Source organism: Microbacterium sp. NPDC064584, assembly GCF_040687315.1.
Lineage (GTDB): Bacteria > Actinomycetota > Actinomycetes > Actinomycetales > Microbacteriaceae > Microbacterium > Microbacterium lacus.
Window position 1 is genome coordinate 168,505 of sequence record NZ_JBFBMZ010000010.1, and the last position, 15,145, is coordinate 183,649.

Annotated in this window: 19 protein-coding genes; 11 read left to right on the top strand and 8 right to left on the bottom strand. The window is 70.9% G+C overall.

The annotated features are described in order from the left end of the window. The first annotated feature begins 80 nt into the window (after nucleotides 1-80). On the top strand, nucleotides 81-833 hold the full coding sequence (locus AB0P18_RS14525; protein WP_363360618.1) for a hypothetical protein: 753 nt from the start codon (nucleotides 81-83) through the stop codon (nucleotides 831-833). 126 nt (nucleotides 834-959) lie between these two features. On the opposite strand, the gene AB0P18_RS14530 is transcribed toward AB0P18_RS14525, so the two are convergent. Both AB0P18_RS14530 and AB0P18_RS14535 read right to left on the bottom strand, forming a co-directional pair. Continuing rightward, nucleotides 960-1,697, bottom strand: coding sequence for an SDR family oxidoreductase (locus AB0P18_RS14530; RefSeq protein ID WP_363360619.1), 738 nt, complete (start codon nucleotides 1,695-1,697; stop codon nucleotides 960-962). A gap of 18 nt (nucleotides 1,698-1,715) precedes the next feature. After that, nucleotides 1,716-3,434: an IlvD/Edd family dehydratase gene (locus AB0P18_RS14535; RefSeq protein WP_363360620.1), complete on the bottom strand. Its 1,719-nt coding sequence runs from the start codon at nucleotides 3,432-3,434 to the stop codon at nucleotides 1,716-1,718. 99 nt (nucleotides 3,435-3,533) lie between these two features. Between AB0P18_RS14535 and AB0P18_RS14540 the strand changes: the two genes are divergently transcribed. The 5 genes from AB0P18_RS14540 (at nucleotide 3,534) to dinB (ending at nucleotide 8,367) form a co-directional block, all read left to right on the top strand. Continuing rightward, nucleotides 3,534-4,436, top strand: a complete 903-nt coding sequence (locus AB0P18_RS14540; protein WP_363360621.1) for an SMP-30/gluconolactonase/LRE family protein — start codon at nucleotides 3,534-3,536, stop codon at nucleotides 4,434-4,436. After that, nucleotides 4,433-5,305 (top strand): fumarylacetoacetate hydrolase family protein, encoded by an 873-nt coding sequence (locus AB0P18_RS14545; protein ID WP_363360622.1) that lies wholly within the window; start codon nucleotides 4,433-4,435, stop codon nucleotides 5,303-5,305. The genes AB0P18_RS14540 and AB0P18_RS14545 overlap by 4 nt, the downstream gene beginning before the upstream one ends. Next, on the top strand, nucleotides 5,305-6,333 hold the full coding sequence (locus tag AB0P18_RS14550) for an alcohol dehydrogenase catalytic domain-containing protein (protein ID WP_363360623.1): 1,029 nt from the start codon (nucleotides 5,305-5,307) through the stop codon (nucleotides 6,331-6,333). The genes AB0P18_RS14545 and AB0P18_RS14550 overlap by 1 nt, the downstream gene beginning before the upstream one ends. Continuing rightward, entirely contained in the window at nucleotides 6,330-7,097 is a 768-nt protein-coding gene (locus AB0P18_RS14555) for an IclR family transcriptional regulator (RefSeq protein ID WP_363360624.1), read from the top strand. The genes AB0P18_RS14550 and AB0P18_RS14555 overlap by 4 nt, the downstream gene beginning before the upstream one ends. Nucleotides 7,098-7,170: 73 nt before the next feature. Then, nucleotides 7,171-8,367: a DNA polymerase IV gene (gene dinB / locus AB0P18_RS14560; RefSeq protein WP_363360625.1), complete on the top strand. Its 1,197-nt coding sequence runs from the start codon at nucleotides 7,171-7,173 to the stop codon at nucleotides 8,365-8,367. A gap of 20 nt (nucleotides 8,368-8,387) precedes the next feature. Here the strand turns inward: dinB and AB0P18_RS14565 are convergent, their stop codons facing one another. Then, entirely contained in the window at nucleotides 8,388-8,561 is a 174-nt protein-coding gene (locus AB0P18_RS14565) for a hypothetical protein (RefSeq protein ID WP_363360626.1), read from the bottom strand. Between the two features lie 56 nt (nucleotides 8,562-8,617). Beyond that, nucleotides 8,618-8,929, bottom strand: coding sequence for an ATP-binding protein (locus tag AB0P18_RS14570; protein WP_363360627.1), 312 nt, complete (start codon nucleotides 8,927-8,929; stop codon nucleotides 8,618-8,620). Between the two features lie 62 nt (nucleotides 8,930-8,991). On the opposite strand from AB0P18_RS14570, the gene AB0P18_RS14575 reads away from it, so the two are divergent. Continuing rightward, entirely contained in the window at nucleotides 8,992-10,032 is a 1,041-nt protein-coding gene (locus tag AB0P18_RS14575; protein WP_363360628.1) for a serine hydrolase domain-containing protein, read from the top strand. A gap of 38 nt (nucleotides 10,033-10,070) precedes the next feature. Here AB0P18_RS14575 and AB0P18_RS14580 read toward each other — a convergent pair whose 3' ends face one another. Next, nucleotides 10,071-10,853 (bottom strand): lysophospholipid acyltransferase family protein, encoded by a 783-nt coding sequence (locus tag AB0P18_RS14580; RefSeq protein ID WP_363360629.1) that lies wholly within the window; start codon nucleotides 10,851-10,853, stop codon nucleotides 10,071-10,073. 101 nt (nucleotides 10,854-10,954) lie between these two features. Between AB0P18_RS14580 and AB0P18_RS14585 the strand changes: the two genes are divergently transcribed. Both AB0P18_RS14585 and AB0P18_RS14590 read left to right on the top strand, forming a co-directional pair. Beyond that, nucleotides 10,955-11,404 carry a MarR family transcriptional regulator gene (locus AB0P18_RS14585; protein WP_363360630.1) on the top strand — a complete coding sequence of 150 codons (450 nt, stop codon included), beginning with the start codon at nucleotides 10,955-10,957 and terminating at the stop codon, nucleotides 11,402-11,404. 23 nt (nucleotides 11,405-11,427) lie between these two features. Then, nucleotides 11,428-11,850, top strand: a complete 423-nt coding sequence (locus tag AB0P18_RS14590; protein ID WP_363360631.1) for an organic hydroperoxide resistance protein — start codon at nucleotides 11,428-11,430, stop codon at nucleotides 11,848-11,850. A gap of 57 nt (nucleotides 11,851-11,907) precedes the next feature. Here AB0P18_RS14590 and AB0P18_RS14595 read toward each other — a convergent pair whose 3' ends face one another. Next, a complete protein-coding gene (locus tag AB0P18_RS14595; RefSeq protein ID WP_363360632.1) occupies nucleotides 11,908-12,663 on the bottom strand; it encodes a DUF429 domain-containing protein in 756 nt (251 codons plus the stop codon). 44 nt (nucleotides 12,664-12,707) lie between these two features. Here AB0P18_RS14595 and AB0P18_RS14600 point away from each other — a divergent pair, with 44 nt between their 5' ends. Both AB0P18_RS14600 and AB0P18_RS14605 read left to right on the top strand, forming a co-directional pair. Beyond that, nucleotides 12,708-13,193, top strand: a complete 486-nt coding sequence (locus AB0P18_RS14600) for a DUF1990 domain-containing protein (RefSeq protein WP_363360633.1) — start codon at nucleotides 12,708-12,710, stop codon at nucleotides 13,191-13,193. A gap of 231 nt (nucleotides 13,194-13,424) precedes the next feature. Beyond that, complete coding sequence (locus AB0P18_RS14605; RefSeq protein WP_363360634.1) at nucleotides 13,425-14,006, top strand: NADPH-dependent FMN reductase; 582 nt, start codon at nucleotides 13,425-13,427, stop codon at nucleotides 14,004-14,006. A 25-nt stretch (nucleotides 14,007-14,031) separates the two neighbouring features. Here the strand turns inward: AB0P18_RS14605 and AB0P18_RS14610 are convergent, their stop codons facing one another. Next, nucleotides 14,032-14,736 carry a hypothetical protein gene (locus tag AB0P18_RS14610; protein ID WP_363360641.1) on the bottom strand — a complete coding sequence of 235 codons (705 nt, stop codon included), beginning with the start codon at nucleotides 14,734-14,736 and terminating at the stop codon, nucleotides 14,032-14,034. 123 nt (nucleotides 14,737-14,859) lie between these two features. Further along, nucleotides 14,860-15,145: hypothetical protein (locus AB0P18_RS14615; protein WP_363360635.1), on the bottom strand; the 286-nt coding region annotated here is incomplete at its 5' end.

The window sequence follows — 15,145 nt, forward strand, 5'->3', positions numbered from 1 at the left end:
TGCCTTTCGACCCGCCGACGCAACGGAACGGAGGAGTTGTGCACGCCGCAGCCGGAACAGCGCCGTGCAAGACTGAGCCGATGCTCCCCCGCATCGCCGCCCTGCTCGCCTGCGCGCTGTTCCTGACCGGGTGCAGCCTCCTCGGCACCGCGCCGTCGCCCGTGACGACCTATACCGACGCCACCGGCGAGAGCGTGACCGTGGATTGGGCGGACTACCCCGCCGCATCCTGGATCGACGGCGAGCTGCTGCTCGAGGCCCCCGACGAGAAGGAGCTCGAGCCGACCGCGCGCGGTCTGGTCGCCGCGGTGAACGACGCGATCGCCGAAGCCACCGGCATCCGTCTCGAGCCGCTGAGTTCCGAGTCGACGTGGTTCGACGAAGACAACTCCTACCCGCAGCAGGGCAACGGCTACGGAGGCGAGTCGATGCTGACGACGATCAACTGCTGCGAGCTTCAGGCCGACCGGGTGCCGCCGCAGGGCGAATGGCAGGCCGTCGTGGATGCCGCGTCCCGCGCCGCAGCCGAGTTCGGGTTCGGGCCGCTGCGGTTCGATGAGATCGACGGGGACTGCAACGGTCGAGAAGGGTGCTGGCTGTGGAGCGCGACCGCCACGGATGGCGTGCAGTGGCTGGCCCTGTCGATCAGTGACGCGGAGCGGGATCCGAGCGGCCAGGCGCAGAAGGACGTCGAGCAGTTCGGCTGGCCGCCGCGCACGGTGTCGATCAGCTACGGCGCCACGGTCGTGCGCGCGGGCGCGAAGGTCGGGTTCGCCGAAGCGATGCAGCCGTTCCTCGGGCTCGAGCGGCCGGCCGCGACCACGTCCGATTGACGACCGGCGATCAGCGGAGCACCTCGGTGCTCACAACTCCTGCATTCGGCAGCTGAGACACGGCTGGACGGACCGATTCGGCCCATTCCGCGACGGATTGCGGGAGTTGTGAACAGCGACCCGCGCCTACGGCAACCGCAGGCCGGCCATCCCGCCGTCCACTGCGAGCAGTGTGCCGGTCGTCGAGGACGACAGCGGCGAAGCGAGGTACACGATCGCGTGCGCGACCTCCGCCGCGCTCACCAACCGCCCCATGGGCTGACGCGCACGCAGAGCGGATGCCGCCGCCTCGCGATCATCCGCGGCGTCCAGCAGCCGCCCCACCCAGGGAGTGTCCGCCGTGCCCGGAGTGACCGCGTTCACCCGGATGCCCTCGCGGACGTGATCAGCGGCCATCGCCAGTGTCAGCGCCGACACCGCACCCTTGCTCGCGGAGTACAGCGCCCGGTTGGGCACGCCGACGGTCGCGACGACCGACGAGGTGTTGACGACCGCCGCGCGAGCGGAGCGTCGCAGATGCGGCAGCGCCGCGCGGGTCACCCGCGCGATCCCGACGACGTTGACATCGAGCACCCGGTGCCACTCGTCGTCGTCGTTCGCCGACACGTCGCCGGCCGCGCCGATGCCCGCATTGTTGATCACGATGTCCAGGCCCCCGAAATGCGCGGCGACCGCGTCCACCGCGATACCGACCTGCCGCGCGTCGGTCACGTCCGCCTCGACCGCGAAGTGGGGCCCGCCGGCGACGTCGCGGTCCAGCACCGCGACTCGCGCGCCGCGCTCGGCGAGCAGCGCCGCGACGGCCTCGCCGATGCCGCTCGCACCGCCCGTGACGACCGCGATCGCCCCGTCGAATTCCGTCATGGCCAGTCCTCCCGAACCTCAGTGCGACTCGCGTGCGACATCCGGGCCGCTGAATCCGACGAGGAAGTCGAGATCCGCGCCGGTGTCGGCCTGCATGACGTGATCGACGTACAGCCGGGCCCAGCCGCGCACCGGGGCGGCGTAGGCGGCTTCGGTCGACGCGCTCGCCCGACGCTCGGCGAGCTCCTCATCGCTCACGGCGACATTCAGCATCCGATTCTCGACGTCGACCGTGACGAGGTCTCCGGTGCGGATGACCGCGAGCGGCCCACCCGCCGCGGCCTCCGGGGCGACGTGCAGGATCACCGTTCCGTACGCCGTGCCGCTCATTCGCGCATCGCTGATGCGCACCATGTCGCGCACGCCCTGCGCGAGGAGCTTCTGCGGCAGGGGCATGTTGCCGACCTCCGGCATGCCCGGGTAGCCCTTCGGCCCGCAGCCGCGGAGGACGAGGACGGAATCGGCGGTGACGTCGAGGTCGGGGTCGTCGATGCGCGCGCGCATGTCCTCGATCGAGTCGAAGACGACGGCCGGTCCAGTGTGCTGCAGCAGCTCAGGCGTCGCAGCGGCGGGCTTGACGAGGGCGCCGCGCGGAGCGAGGTTGCCGCGCAGCACCGCGATGCCGGCATCCGCCATGAGGGGCTCCTCCCGCGGACGGATGACGTCCGCGTCGTACACCGGCCGGTCGTCGAGGTAGTCCACGAGCGGGCGGCCGGTGACCGTGATCGGATCGGCGCGCAGCAGGTCGCGCACCTGCGCGAGCACGCCGAGCACTCCCCCGGCGCGATAGAGGTCGTCCATCAGGTACGCGCCGCTCGGCTGCAGGTTGGCCATGACCGGCACTCCCGCGCCGGTCGCGTCGAAGTCGTCGAGGGTGAGGTCGACGCCGAGCCGTCCCGCGATCGCGAGGAGGTGCACGACCGAATTGGTCGATCCGCCGACCGCCGCGACCGCGACGATCGCGTTGAGGAACGCCTCCCGCGTCATGATCCGGCTCGGGGTGCGCTCGGCGGCGACCATGTCGACGATGAGCTTCCCGGTTTCGTGCGAGAGGGCGAGAAGCCGCGCATCGGCGGCGGGCGTGCCGGCGAACCCGGGGATCGTCATGCCGAGCGCCTCGGCGACGACGGCCATCGTGGATGCCGTTCCCATCGTGTTGCAGTGACCCTTGCCGCGGATCATGGACTGCTCGGACGCGAGGAACTGCGCGCCGGTGATCTCGCCCGCGCGCGCCTCTTCGCTCAGTCGCCAGACGTCCGTGCCGCAGCCGAGCGCCTGCCCGCGGAAGTACCCGGTCATCATCGGTCCACCCGGGACGACGACGGCGGGGATGTCGACGGATGCCGCTGCCATGAGCAGTGCGGGAATCGTCTTGTCGCAGCCGCCGAGCAGCACGAGCCCGTCGATCGGGTTGGCGCGGAACATCTCCTCCATCGCCATCGCCGCCATATTGCGCCAGAGCATCGCGGTGGGCTTGACCTGCGTCTCGCCGAGCGAGACGACGGGCAGGTTGTACGGCACGCCGCCGGCGGCCCACACCCCGTGCTTCACGCTCTCAGCGACCTCGTTCAGGTGCATGTTGCACGGCGTGAGATCGGACGCGGTGTTCGCGATCGCGATCTGCGGCTTCGTGCCGTCGAGCGCGTCTTCGGGGTTCCCGCGCCGCATCCACGCGCGGTGGATGTAGGCGTTGCGGTCGTCTCCCTCGTACCACTCGGCACTGCGGAGGCGGCTCATCGGCGACCCTGACGTGGCATCTTTGCTTTCCATCAATTCGAACGCTGCACTAACATTCTGAATCATGCCATGCGCGACCGCTTCCTCCCAAGGTCTTCGATGACCCTGCGCGCGGTCCCCGCGACCGACGCGGCATACGAGTTGGCCGAGGGCGTCATCTGGGACGACCGCGCCGAGCTCGTCCGCTGGGTCGACATCAACGCGGGGCGCGTGCTGCGCGGGTCGCTCCGCGGCGAGCGCATCGTCGACATCGCCGCGACCGACCTCGGGCAGAGCGCCGGCGCCGTCGCCCTCACCGAGGACGGCGGTCTGCTGGTCGCGGCGGCCCGCGGACTCGCGGTGATCTCCTCTGACGGCGCCGTGTCGTTCGGTCCCGATCTGCTCGGTGGCCGCCGCGACGTCCGCCTGAACGACGGCGCGGTCGACCTGCAGGGCCGGTTCGTCGTGGGGACCCTCGCCCTCGGCGCGGAGACCGGCGACGAAGTGCTCTTGCGCATCTCACCCGACGGCACGGTCGAGACACTGCGGAGCGGCATCCGCCTCTCCAACGGCGTCGCCTTCTCCCCCGACGGCGGCACGGTCTATCACATCGACACCCTCGCGAACACGATCTCGCGCCACTCGTACGGCGACGGCGCGTTCGATGACGACGAACAGTGGATGCCGATCCTCTGCGACCTCCCCCACTGCCCCGACGGCCTCACCGTGGACGCCGAGGGGATGCTGTGGGTGGCGCTGTGGGGCGGCGCGAGCGTGCGCCGTCATGCCCCCACCGGCGAACTGCTCGAAGTGGTGCAGGTCGATGCCGCCCAGGTCTCGTGCCCGGCGTTCCTCGGCCCCGTGCTCCGGAGACTCGGGATCACGACCGCCCAGGAGGGTCTCGCGAGTTGGCCCGATCAGGCCGGCGCCCTGTTCACCGCCGACGTCGGCGTCGCGGGACTCCCCGTGCCGCGCTGGCGCGGCAGCACGACCACGCCGTACTGGCAGAAAGCAGAGCAATGAGACTCGTCCGCCTCGGCCCCGCAGGGTCGGAGATCCCCGCCGTCCTCGTCGACGACGACACGTTCGTCGACGTCTCCGACGTCACTGCCGACTTCGACGAGGCCTTCTTCGGCTCGGGGGCGCTCGCGACACTCGGCGATGTCGTCGCCGCGAAGGTCGCCGCGGGAGCCACCCAGCCCGTGGCCGGTCGCCGGTTCGGGGCGCCGTTCGCGCGCCCCCATCAGATCCTCTGCATCGGCCTGAACTACCGCGACCACGCCGCCGAGACCGGGCAGGCCGTGCCCGAGGAGCCGATCCTCTTCACGAAGTCGCCGAACACGCTGATCGGACCGGACGACGACGTGCAGATCCCGCGGGGGTCGCGCAAGACCGACTGGGAGGTCGAGCTCGGGATCGTGATCGGCCGGCACTGCTCCTACCTCGCCGACGAGGCCGAGGCGGCCGAAGCCATCGCCGGGTATGTGCTCGTGAACGACATCAGCGAACGCGAGTGGCAGATCGAGCGGGGCGGGCAGTGGTCCAAGGGCAAATCGGCCCCGACGTTCAACCCCGCAGGCCCGTACCTGGTGACCCCCGACGAGGTCGGCGACGTGCTCGACCTCGCCATGCGGCTCGAGATCGACGGGGTCGTCCGGCAGAACGGGTCGACCGCGACGATGATCTTCAGCCCGGCGTACATCGTGCACTACCTGAGTCAGTTCCTCGCGCTCGAGCCGGGCGACCTGATCAACACGGGCACGCCGCCGGGGGTCGGGCTGGGCCTGAAGCCCCCGGCCTACCTGCACGGCGGCGAGACGATGACCCTGTCGATCCAGCGGCTCGGCACCCAGACGCAGCGCGTGATCGCCGACCCGACCGCGGCCGGCTGATGCGCGCGCTCGTCGTCACAGCGCCACGCGAGGCGGCGGTGCGCGAGGTGCCCGACCCGGTCCCGGCTGCCGGCGAGCTTCTCGTCGACGTCGAGCGCGTGGGCATCTGCGGCACCGACGTCGAGCTGTACACGGGCGAGATGGCCTACATCGAGCAAGGTCACACGCACTTCCCGCTGCGGCTCGGCCACGAGTGGACCGGCCGGGTGACCGGCGTCGGCGACCCCGCCGACGAGGCCTGGATCGGCCGGCGCGTCACGGGCGACACGATGCTCGGCTGCGGGCAGTGCCGCTTCTGCCGCGCGGGCGTTCACCACGTGTGTCCTGACCGGTTCGAAGTCGGCATCCGCGACGGCTGGCCGGGGGCGCTGGCCGAGAAGCTCTTGATCCCGACTCGCTTCGCGTACCGGATCCCGGAGAACGTGAGCGTGACCGCGGCCGCGCTCGTGGAACCGGGCGGCAACTCGCTCCGCGCCGCCCGGGCGGCGAGCATCTCGTCCGGCGACGCGGTGCTCGTGCTGGGCTCGGGGACGATCGGACTGCTCGCCGCGCAGTTCGCCCTCGCCGCCGGTGCGGAGGTGCACGTCGGCGGAGTGCGCGAGGGCTCGCTCGCGCTGGCCCGCTCGCTCGGCGTGCCGCACACGTGGCAGCTCGACGAGCTCGAGGGATCGGCATCCGATCGGTTCGACGCGGTCATCGAGGCGACGAGCAACCCGGCGATGCCCGCGCTGGCGGTGCGTCTCGCGCGGCCCGCCGGACGCGTCGTCTACATCGGTCTCTCATCGACACCGAGTCTCGTCGACACCCGCGACATCGCCCTGAAGGACATCACGGCGGTCGGCATCCTCTCCGCCTCTCCGGGCCTCGCCGGGGCGATCGCGCACTTCGCGGACGGGTCGGTGGTGCCTGATGCGATCGTGAGCGAAGTGGTCGCGCTCGAGGACGTTCCGTCGCGCCTCGAGGGTCGACGCGGAGCGGATGCCGGGTCGGGTCCGAAGGTGCACGTCGACCCTCGGCTCCTCCCGTGACCGATCGTCTCGTCGGGGCCGACCGCGTGATCGCGGTGCTGACCGAGCTCGCCGAGCACCCCGCCGGTGTCACGCTCGACGAGCTCGCGAGCACGCTGCAGAGCCCCAAGCCGACCGTGCACCGGGCCCTGGCGACGCTGCGCCGCGCCGGACTCGCCGACACGATCGGGCGGGGGGTGTACATCCTCGGCGACGAATACCTGCGGCTGGCGTTCCGCAACCTCGACGGACGGCCCGAGATCGCGCGCATGCAGCCGCTCCTCGAGGATCTCGCGTCCCGGTTCGGCGAGACGGCGCACTACGCGGTGCTGTCCGGCAGCGACATCGTGTATCGGGCCAAGATGGACCCGCCGCAGGGCGCCGTGCGGCTCACCTCGGTGATCGGGGGGCGCAACCCGGCCTATCGCACCGCAGTCGGGAAGGTCCTGCTGAGCTCGCGGGTGCGCGACGTGGACGATCTGACGGCCGTGTTCGGTGCGTTCCCCCTCGAGCAGAAGACCCCGCACACGCTCACCACCGCAGACGCACTGCTCGCCGAGCTGGAGGCGACCCGCGCACGCGGCTTCGGCATCGACGACGAGGAGAACGAGGTCGGCATCGCCTGCGTCGCCGTGCCCGTGGTCCTCGACGGCTCCGCGGTGCCGACCGGCGCGGTCAGCGTGAGCGCGGTGCGGTTCCGCTGCCCCCTCGAACGACTCGTGGATGCCGTGCCCGAGATCCGGCAGGCGATCACCGACCGGCTCGGGCCGGCCGCGCTCGGGTAGACCGACTGGTCGCGTCCATGTCGCCGCCCGGTGCGACGATGCCCCCCAAGGGCGGACGAACACGGAGGGCGTCATGCGGGGCGAGGCGACCGTGCTGCACGCCGACCTCGACGCGTTCTACGCCTCGGTCGAGCAGCGCGACGCACCCGAGCTCCGCGGGCGGCCGGTGATCGTCGGCGGCGGGGTGGTGCTTGCGGCGAGTTACGAGGCCAAAGCCCGCGGCGTGCGCACCGCGATGGGCGGGCGCCAAGCCCGCGAGCTGTGCCCCGACGCGATCGTCGTTCCCCCGCGGATGGACGCGTACTCGCAGGCGAGCAAGGACGTCTTCGAGATCTTCCGCGACACGACTCCACTGGTCGAGGGCCTCTCGATCGACGAGGCCTTCCTCGAGGTCGGGGGTCTGCGCCGGCTCGTGGGCAGCCCCGAGCAGATCGCCGCGCAGCTGCGCGCACGCGTGCGGACCGAGGTCGGGCTGCCGATCTCGGTCGGCGTGGCACGCACGAAGTTCCTCGCGAAGGTCGCGAGCGCCGTCAGCAAACCCGACGGGCTCCTCGTGGTGGAGCCCGATCGCGAGGCGGAGTTCCTCCTGCCGCTGCCGGTCGAACGGCTCTGGGGAGTCGGCGCCGTGACCGCCGAGAAGCTGCACAGGTTCGGCATCCACACCGTCGGTGAACTCGCGGAGCTCGAGGCGGCGACGGCCGAACGGATGCTGGGCCGGGCCGCCGGCGCGCACCTGCACGCGCTCGCCCGGTTGCGCGACCCGCGTCCGGTCGACACGACGCGGCGCCGGGGATCGATCGGCTCGCAGCGCGCGCTCGGATCCCGGCCCCGCACGCCGGAAGAGCTCGATGTGTTCCTGACGCAGATCGTCGACCGGCTCGGCCGGCGCCTGCGCGAGAAGGAGCGCGTGTGCCGGACGGTCGTGCTGCGGCTGCGCTACGGCGACTTCGCGAAGGCGACGCGGTCGAAGTCGCTGCGGATGCCGACCGATCGCACCTCCGTGCTGCTCATGGTGGCGCGGGGGCTGCTCGCCGCCGCGGAGCCGGTGATCGCCGAGCGCGGCATCACGCTCATCGGCATCTCGCTGTCCGGGCTGGGTCGCGCCGCCGAGGTTCCGCCGGAGCTCCCGATCGACTGGGAGGACGGCTCGCGCCTGGACACGGCGCTCGACGCCGTCCGGGATCGGTTCGGGTCGGCATCCGTCGCCCGCGCCGCTCAGCTCGGAAGGGATCCCGGCTGGTCGACCCCGGTGCTGCCCGAGCACGAGTGACCGCCTCGGCCGCGCGGGGGTCAGCCCGCCCCGATCTCGCCGATCCCTCCGTGCCGGCGCCAGTCGGTGGCCTCGTAGTGCTGCGGGGCAAGACCCTCGGGCTCACCACCGCGCGCCTGCCGCGTGTCATAGGACTCGCGCGCGGGCCGGAAGAACTGCCGGATCCGGGCGAACAGCGTGGGCTTGTGGCTCATGGGGCGAGCCTAGGCGCCGTGGTCGCGCGCGTGCAGAACTGCGTCGATGTGCAGGATCACGGATGACGCGGGGCTGCGGTCTCCGTCATCGTGCACATCTCCGCTTTTCTGCACGCACGCTCTCCCGGCGGCCACAGCCCGTCGTCGAGGATCACGTCGACGCCCGCGCGCAGCAGCTCGAGCACATGCTCGTACAGCGCGCGCTGCAGCCGTTCGTGGAACTCGCCGTCCGTATGCGGCGCGCCGAGTCTCGCCTGCCAGTCATCGGTGGCGATGCGGGTGCCGCGTCCCTCGTCTTCGAGCCGGCGGGCGACCGTCGTCTTGCCGGCACCCGGCGGACCGCAGAACAGCGTCAGCGTTGCGCTCATGGTCTCAGTCTGCTCCGCCCGAGATCGGCAAGACTGAACACCTGACGACGGGAGAACCGATCATGCCCCTGCCTCTGACCTCCGAGCAGCTGGACGCGGCCATCGCGGCCGAGTCGTTCTCGGGCGTGCTCACGATCGACGTCGGCGCCGAACGCACGCTCGAGCGGTGCGAAGGGTTCGCCCACCGTGCCCTGGGCGTCCCGAACACCCCCACCACGCGGATCTCCGCCGCCAGCGGCAGCAAGGGCTTCACCGCGCTGGCGATCATGCGATTGGTCGAAGAAGGCGTGCTCGGCGTCGACGATCCCGTCCGCCCGATCCTCGGTGACGACCTGCCCCTCGTCGACGACGCGGTCACGATCGAGCACCTCCTCACCCACACGTCGGGCATCGGCGACTACCTCGACGAGGACGCCGACGGCGACATCGACGACTACGTCTTCTCCGTGCCGCTGCACACCCTCGCCGAGACCGAGGGCTTCCTCCCCGCGCTGGAGGGCTTCCCGCAGAAGCTCCCGCCCGGCGAGCGCTTCGCCTACTGCAACGGCGGCTACGTGATCCTCGCCCTCATCGCCGAGCGCGTGAGCGGTCGCGGCTTCCACGAGCTCGTCCAGACCGAGGTCTGCGACCGCGCGGGCCTCATCGGCTCGGCCTTCCTGCGTTCGGACGACCTCCCCGCGGATGCCGCGCTCGGCTACCTCGACGAGACCGGCGACCGCACGAACGTGCTGCACCTGCCCGTCCGCGGCAACGGCGACGGCGGGATGTTCTTCACCGCAGACGACCTGCACCGGTTCTGGAACGCGCTGGTGGACGGGCGGATCGTGTCACCCGAGACCCTGGCCGAGATGACCCGACCCCGGTTCGACGTGCCCACCGAGCACAAGCGCTACGGGATGGGGTTCTGGCTCGGTCGCCGCTCGTCCTCGCTGATCCTGGAGGGCTACGACGCCGGGGCGTCGTTCCGGTCGACCCATGATCCCGAAACGGGCACGACGGTCACCGTGCTCGGCAACACCTCCGAGGGCGCCTGGCCGGTGATCTTCGCCCTCGCCGACGCGATGGACGGCACGACGAAGGGGAAGTTCCCCGACGAGGACTGAGGCGGAGCGGATGCCGCGCGCGCGGCATCCGCGAATCGTCAGCGCCCGGCAGCCCGCTGGCGCCGGCGCTCTTCGTCCCGCGCGGCGGCGACGTCGGGTGTGGGCGCGGATCCGCCCAGGTGCGCCGGCTGCCACCACTGCCCGGCGCCGGAGAGCGGATAGGTCGCCTGCGCGTCATCGAGCAGGGAGACGAGATCGGACCGCAGCGCGGCCGTCGCTGCGACGGGGTCGTCGGCGGTGTCCACGTGGGTGGGCCGCCCGAACGCGATGCGGATCGGCGCCCGGTACGCCTCGCGGAAGCTGGCGCGATGATTCTTGGTCCGGAGGAACTGACCGCCCCAGACGACCACCGGGATGACCGGAACTCCGGCGGCCGCCGCCATCCGCACCGCTCCCGTCTTCAGTTCACGGACGGTGAACGACGCGCTGACACCCGCCTCAGGGAAGACCCCGAGAAGCTCCCCGTCCTGCAGCGCCGTGACGGCGTTCGTGTAGGCGTCCCGACCGGCCCCCATGTCGACGGGGATGTGCCGCATCTTGTTCAGGAGCCAGCCGACGACGGGCTTGTCGGCGGCGCGCTTGGTCACCAGGAAGCGGATCCGGCGTCGGGTTCGCAGCCAGGCCACCCACTCCACCAGTGCGAAGTCCATGTACCCGAAGTGGGTGATCGCGAGGACGGCCGCCCCGGACGATGGGATCGCCTCGGCACCGGTCACCGTCGGTCGCAGCCGCAGCACACCGCCGAAGAGCACCCGACCGGCGCCGACGGCCATCGAATAGATCGGCTCGAATCGACGGCGGGGCTGGGGGGCTGAGCTCATCCCTCGATTATTTCCCGCCCGGAGGCACGCGGGGCGCGTATCGTCCGGATCGCCGAACCCAGTAAGTTGTGCGCAATTGAATTGCGTGCAATTCTTTTGGGATGACCAGCCCGACGCTCGACGAGTTCGTGTGCTTCGCGATGTACTCCGCCTCCCACGCGACCACGCAGGCCTACCGCGAAGTGCTCAAGCCCTGGTCGCTGACGTATCCGCAGTACCTCGCGATGGTCGTGCTCGCGACCGGCGAGCGCACCGTCAGCTCGCTCGGCGAAGAACTGAACCTCGACTCCGGCACCCTCTCCCCGCTCCTGCGCCGCCTCGAGGCGCGCGGACTCGTGCACCGCCGCCGCGACGGCGACGACGAGCGCGTGGTTCGCGTCACCCTGACCGACGAGGGCCGCGCCGTCCACGCCGAGGTCATCGCCGCCGCCGGCTGCCTCGTCCCCGGCTTCGTCGACAGCGGTCGCAGTGTGTCCGACCTCCTCGCGCAGCTGTCCGCGATCGCCGCCAACATGCGGGCGCTCGCCACCGAGCTGCGCGCCTCCGCCTGATCCCTCCGATCCGAAAGGAACCCATGAACGCCCTCTACACCGCTGAAGCCCTCGCCACCGGCGGAGGCCGCAACGGCCACGTCCGCACCGCCGACGGCATCCTCGACACCGATGTGCGCGTCCCGAAGGAGCTGGGCGGCGCCGGCGGCGCACCGAACCCCGAGCTCCTCTTCGCCGCCGGGTACGCGGCCTGCTTCCACAGCGCGCTGCAGAGCGTGGCGCGCGCCCAGAAGACCCAGATCGAGGGCTCGAGCGTCGGTTCGAGCGTCTCGCTGCTGCCCAACGGCGCCGGCGGCTTTCAGCTCGCCGTGACCCTCGAGGTGAACATCCCCGAGATGCCGCTCGACCTCGCCCAGCAGCTGGCGGATGCCGCCCACCAGGTGTGCCCCTACTCCAACGCCACGCGCGGCAACATCGACGTCACGATCAGCGTCGTCGACGACTGAGTCCACGGCAACGCCTCCCCCGCCGGGCCCGCGCCCGGCCGGGGAGGCGTTCTGCGGTCACGCGATGAGTTCGGCGAGCGTGCACGACGGCAGCACGATCCACCCCTCCCGCCGCGCCTGTGCAGCGATCTCGAGCGGCGGCGGCGTGAAGCGCCCGATCGCGGCCGCCCGCGCACCGAGCGCGGCGATCACCGCGTCGAAGGCGTCACCCGACGAGATCATGAGCTCGCCGTGCTCACCGACGTCGAGACCGGATGCCGACGCCAGGAGCCGCGATAGCAGCAGGCGCCGCGCATCGGCGTCGACCCGGTAGCCCCGGGTGTCCAGCCCCCAGGCGCGCAGCGTCGCGCCCGGGTAGACCTCGGCGACCGCTCCCGTCACACCGGACCGGTCGACACGCAGCCCCCGCGCGGCGAGGCGTCCGGTGAGTCCCGCGCAGCGCAGACCCGTGACGCCGAGGCGGTCGGTGGAGACGCTGAGGGGCCAGCGGCCGGTCTGCTCGCGGATCCAGACATCCGTGGCGCGGTAGGCGAGAGAGCGCCGCCAGTCCGCTCCCCCATCGACCGCCGGCGGGCGGTCGGCGTCGGCATGTGCGGACACGAAGTCGACGAAGGCGTCGGGCCAGCCGAGCGCGCAGTCGATGCCGATGCGGGTGGCATTGACGGCGGCATCCGCGATCACTTCGTCGTTCACACCCAGCCGCAGCTCCTCGAGACGAGCGGTCCCGGTCTCCCAGGCGATGACCGCGAGCGCGGTGCGCCGCTCGTCGGCGGCGAGGTCGACACCGGCGGTGCGCATGCGAAGAGGGATCACTCTTAGACGGTACCGACCCGTCGCGACGGGCCTACCCTGAAGGGATGCCGCCCCTCACCTACTCCGAGGTGGGCGCCACCGCAGGCGAGCTCCCGCCCGGGTACCACCACGTCCGGATGCAGCGCGTGATCGGTCGCGGTCGCGAGGTGTTCGAGCGCGCTGCCGACGATCTGCTGGCCGGTGAGGTGCAGCGTCGCGCCGGGGCGCGCGTCGACCTGTCGGACGTGCCGCTCCGAGAAGGGACCCGCGTGGACATGCGGCTCCTGGTCTTCAATATCCCGTGCCTCGTCGTGTGGGCCGAACGCACCGCTACCCTCTGCGGCTTCGCGTACGGGACACTCCCGGGGCATCCCGAGCGCGGCGAGGAGCGTTTCGAGCTGCGGCTTCTGCCCTCCGGCGAAGTGACGTTCCGGATCGTCGCGTTCTCGCGCCCCGGGCGCTGGTTCACGCGGCTCGGCGGTCCGATCGGCCGGTGGGTGCAGCGGCGGATGACCGCCCGCTATCTCCGCACCCTGGGCACCGGCACCTGACCTCGGCCGGTGCCGCGGCGCGGCATCCGTGTCAACCCCTTGGCCTGCACGAGCGCGACCCGCGACGATCGAGTCATTCACCTTTGAGAGGGTGCCCCGCCTCACCAGGCCGGGGCCGGGCGTCATACGTGGGGCACGCATGATCCTCCGGTGCTTCGATGGCAACCAGGTGAACGGCCCCGATCCGCCCGCCCGGATCGGGGCGTCCAGCCGATCAGCAGGGAGACTCGCATGTCGTACACCGTCGGCTACTTCGTGGGGAGCCTGTCCTCCACCTCGATCAACCGCAGGCTCGCCGCAGCGCTGCAGGGCGTCGCGCCGAAGGATCTCGAGTTCGTCGAGATCCCCATCAAGGACCTGCCGCTGTACAGCCCCGACTTCGACGAGGACTTCCCGCCCGTCGCGCAGGATTTCAAGAACGCGATCGCCGAGACGGATGCCGTCCTCTTCGTCACGCCCGAGTACAACCGCTCTATCCCGGGCGCGCTGAAGAACGCGATCGACTGGGCCTCACGGCCCTACGGCGAGAACGCGTTCGACCACATCCCCGCTGCCGTCATCGGCGCCTCGGTCAGCTCGATCGGGACCGCCGTCGCCCAGCAGAGCCTGCGCGGCGTGCTCAGCTACTGCAACGCCCGCCAGATGACCTCGCCCGAGGCCTACATCACGTGGGTCGAGGAGGACTACGCCGACGACGGCTCGGTCACCAACGCCAGCACCGAGGAGTTCCTGCGCGGCTTCATGACGGAGTTCCGCGATCACATCGAGCGCGTGCTGACCGTGCTGCCGCGGCCGGATGCCGATGAGGGCTGACCGGCCTGCGACCGGTCTCGGGCGCTCAGCCGGCTGCTGAGAGACCCGCGGCGACCGCGAATCCGAGGACGGCGAACAGCGCTGCGGCCTTGCCGGCCTTCTGGGTCGCCTCGGGGATCATCGAGCTCACCAACATCACCAGCAGTGCACCGGCCGCGAACCCGTCAACGGCACCCGCGAACGGGTCGCCCACAAGAGCGGAGATGCCGTAGCCGCCGACCGTCGCCAGTGTGCAGACCACCGCGACGACGCTCCAGCCCAGGACGATGGTGCGCGCCTTCGTGCCGGCCGACCGCATGTCGGCGGCAGACCCGATCGCCTCGGGGAGGTTCGAGACGAAGATCGCGACCAGCAGAGCGACGCTCACGCCTTTGCCGGCGGCGAGGCCGATCCCCAGCACAGCCTGCTCGGGGATGCCGTCCAGCAAGGCACCCAGCAGCAGCGGCATGCCGGCCGCGGTCTTGCCCGACCGACCACCCAGACGTTCGACTCCTTTGTCGCCGAGATAGAACGCGAGCGCACCGCCCGCCAGTCCGAGGGCAACCGGCAGTCCGCCCGCCACAGAGAGACCGTCCGCCACGAGCTCGAACGAGACGCTGGAGATCAGCGCTCCTGCGCCGAATCCCAGCACCGCGCCGATCACGCGGTCGTTCCACCCGCGCACGACGCCCAGCACCGCGCCGATCACCAGCGATGACGCGGCGACGGCACCCCAGATCAGAGCCCACATCACGGTAGCGACGTTAGCGACAGCGAGAGGATGCGCGTATCGCTTGCGCGCGGCGGCAGCGCGTGATCCGACATGGGGCGGCAGGGCAGTCGTGGGCGAAATCGGTTGTGCAATTTGTCCGTCTCAGCAGTCATGTGTGCCTTTCGGCACATCGATGTCGCCAAATGTCCCTGGAGGGACTCGAATCCAAAAATGCGCGTTTTTGATAGCGGCATCTAGCGGCAAAATCCGCGGAATTACGCGGTTTTTCGAGAGTTCGACTGCATCGCGGAACATCCAAAAACACGTAGATTCAGATGGGATGCGGGCAAATTGGGGTGAGTCCCATAGCGTGGTGTCAATTCCCGCGGGGTTCTCGTCGTCGTAGACGTTGAAGGGCCACCGTGGGATGACCAGTTGTTTCCGGCAA

Coding starts and splice junctions, on each gene's coding strand:
- AB0P18_RS14525 (WP_363360618.1), top strand. CDS start 81: ATGCTCCCCCGCATCGCCGCCCTGCTCGCCTGCGCGCTGTTCCTGACC.
- AB0P18_RS14530 (WP_363360619.1), bottom strand. CDS start 1,697: ATGACGGAATTCGACGGGGCGATCGCGGTCGTCACGGGCGGTGCGAGC.
- AB0P18_RS14535 (WP_363360620.1), bottom strand. CDS start 3,434: ATGAGCCGCCTCCGCAGTGCCGAGTGGTACGAGGGAGACGACCGCAAC.
- AB0P18_RS14540 (WP_363360621.1), top strand. CDS start 3,534: ATGACCCTGCGCGCGGTCCCCGCGACCGACGCGGCATACGAGTTGGCC.
- AB0P18_RS14545 (WP_363360622.1), top strand. CDS start 4,433: ATGAGACTCGTCCGCCTCGGCCCCGCAGGGTCGGAGATCCCCGCCGTC.
- AB0P18_RS14550 (WP_363360623.1), top strand. CDS start 5,305: ATGCGCGCGCTCGTCGTCACAGCGCCACGCGAGGCGGCGGTGCGCGAG.
- dinB (WP_363360625.1), top strand. CDS start 7,171: ATGCGGGGCGAGGCGACCGTGCTGCACGCCGACCTCGACGCGTTCTAC.
- AB0P18_RS14565 (WP_363360626.1), bottom strand. CDS start 8,561: ATGAGCCACAAGCCCACGCTGTTCGCCCGGATCCGGCAGTTCTTCCGG.
- AB0P18_RS14570 (WP_363360627.1), bottom strand. CDS start 8,929: ATGAGCGCAACGCTGACGCTGTTCTGCGGTCCGCCGGGTGCCGGCAAG.
- AB0P18_RS14575 (WP_363360628.1), top strand. CDS start 8,992: ATGCCCCTGCCTCTGACCTCCGAGCAGCTGGACGCGGCCATCGCGGCC.
- AB0P18_RS14580 (WP_363360629.1), bottom strand. CDS start 10,853: ATGAGCTCAGCCCCCCAGCCCCGCCGTCGATTCGAGCCGATCTATTCG.
- AB0P18_RS14585 (WP_363360630.1), top strand. CDS start 10,955: ATGACCAGCCCGACGCTCGACGAGTTCGTGTGCTTCGCGATGTACTCC.
- AB0P18_RS14590 (WP_363360631.1), top strand. CDS start 11,428: ATGAACGCCCTCTACACCGCTGAAGCCCTCGCCACCGGCGGAGGCCGC.
- AB0P18_RS14600 (WP_363360633.1), top strand. CDS start 12,708: ATGCCGCCCCTCACCTACTCCGAGGTGGGCGCCACCGCAGGCGAGCTC.
- AB0P18_RS14605 (WP_363360634.1), top strand. CDS start 13,425: ATGTCGTACACCGTCGGCTACTTCGTGGGGAGCCTGTCCTCCACCTCG.
- AB0P18_RS14610 (WP_363360641.1), bottom strand. CDS start 14,736: ATGTGGGCTCTGATCTGGGGTGCCGTCGCCGCGTCATCGCTGGTGATC.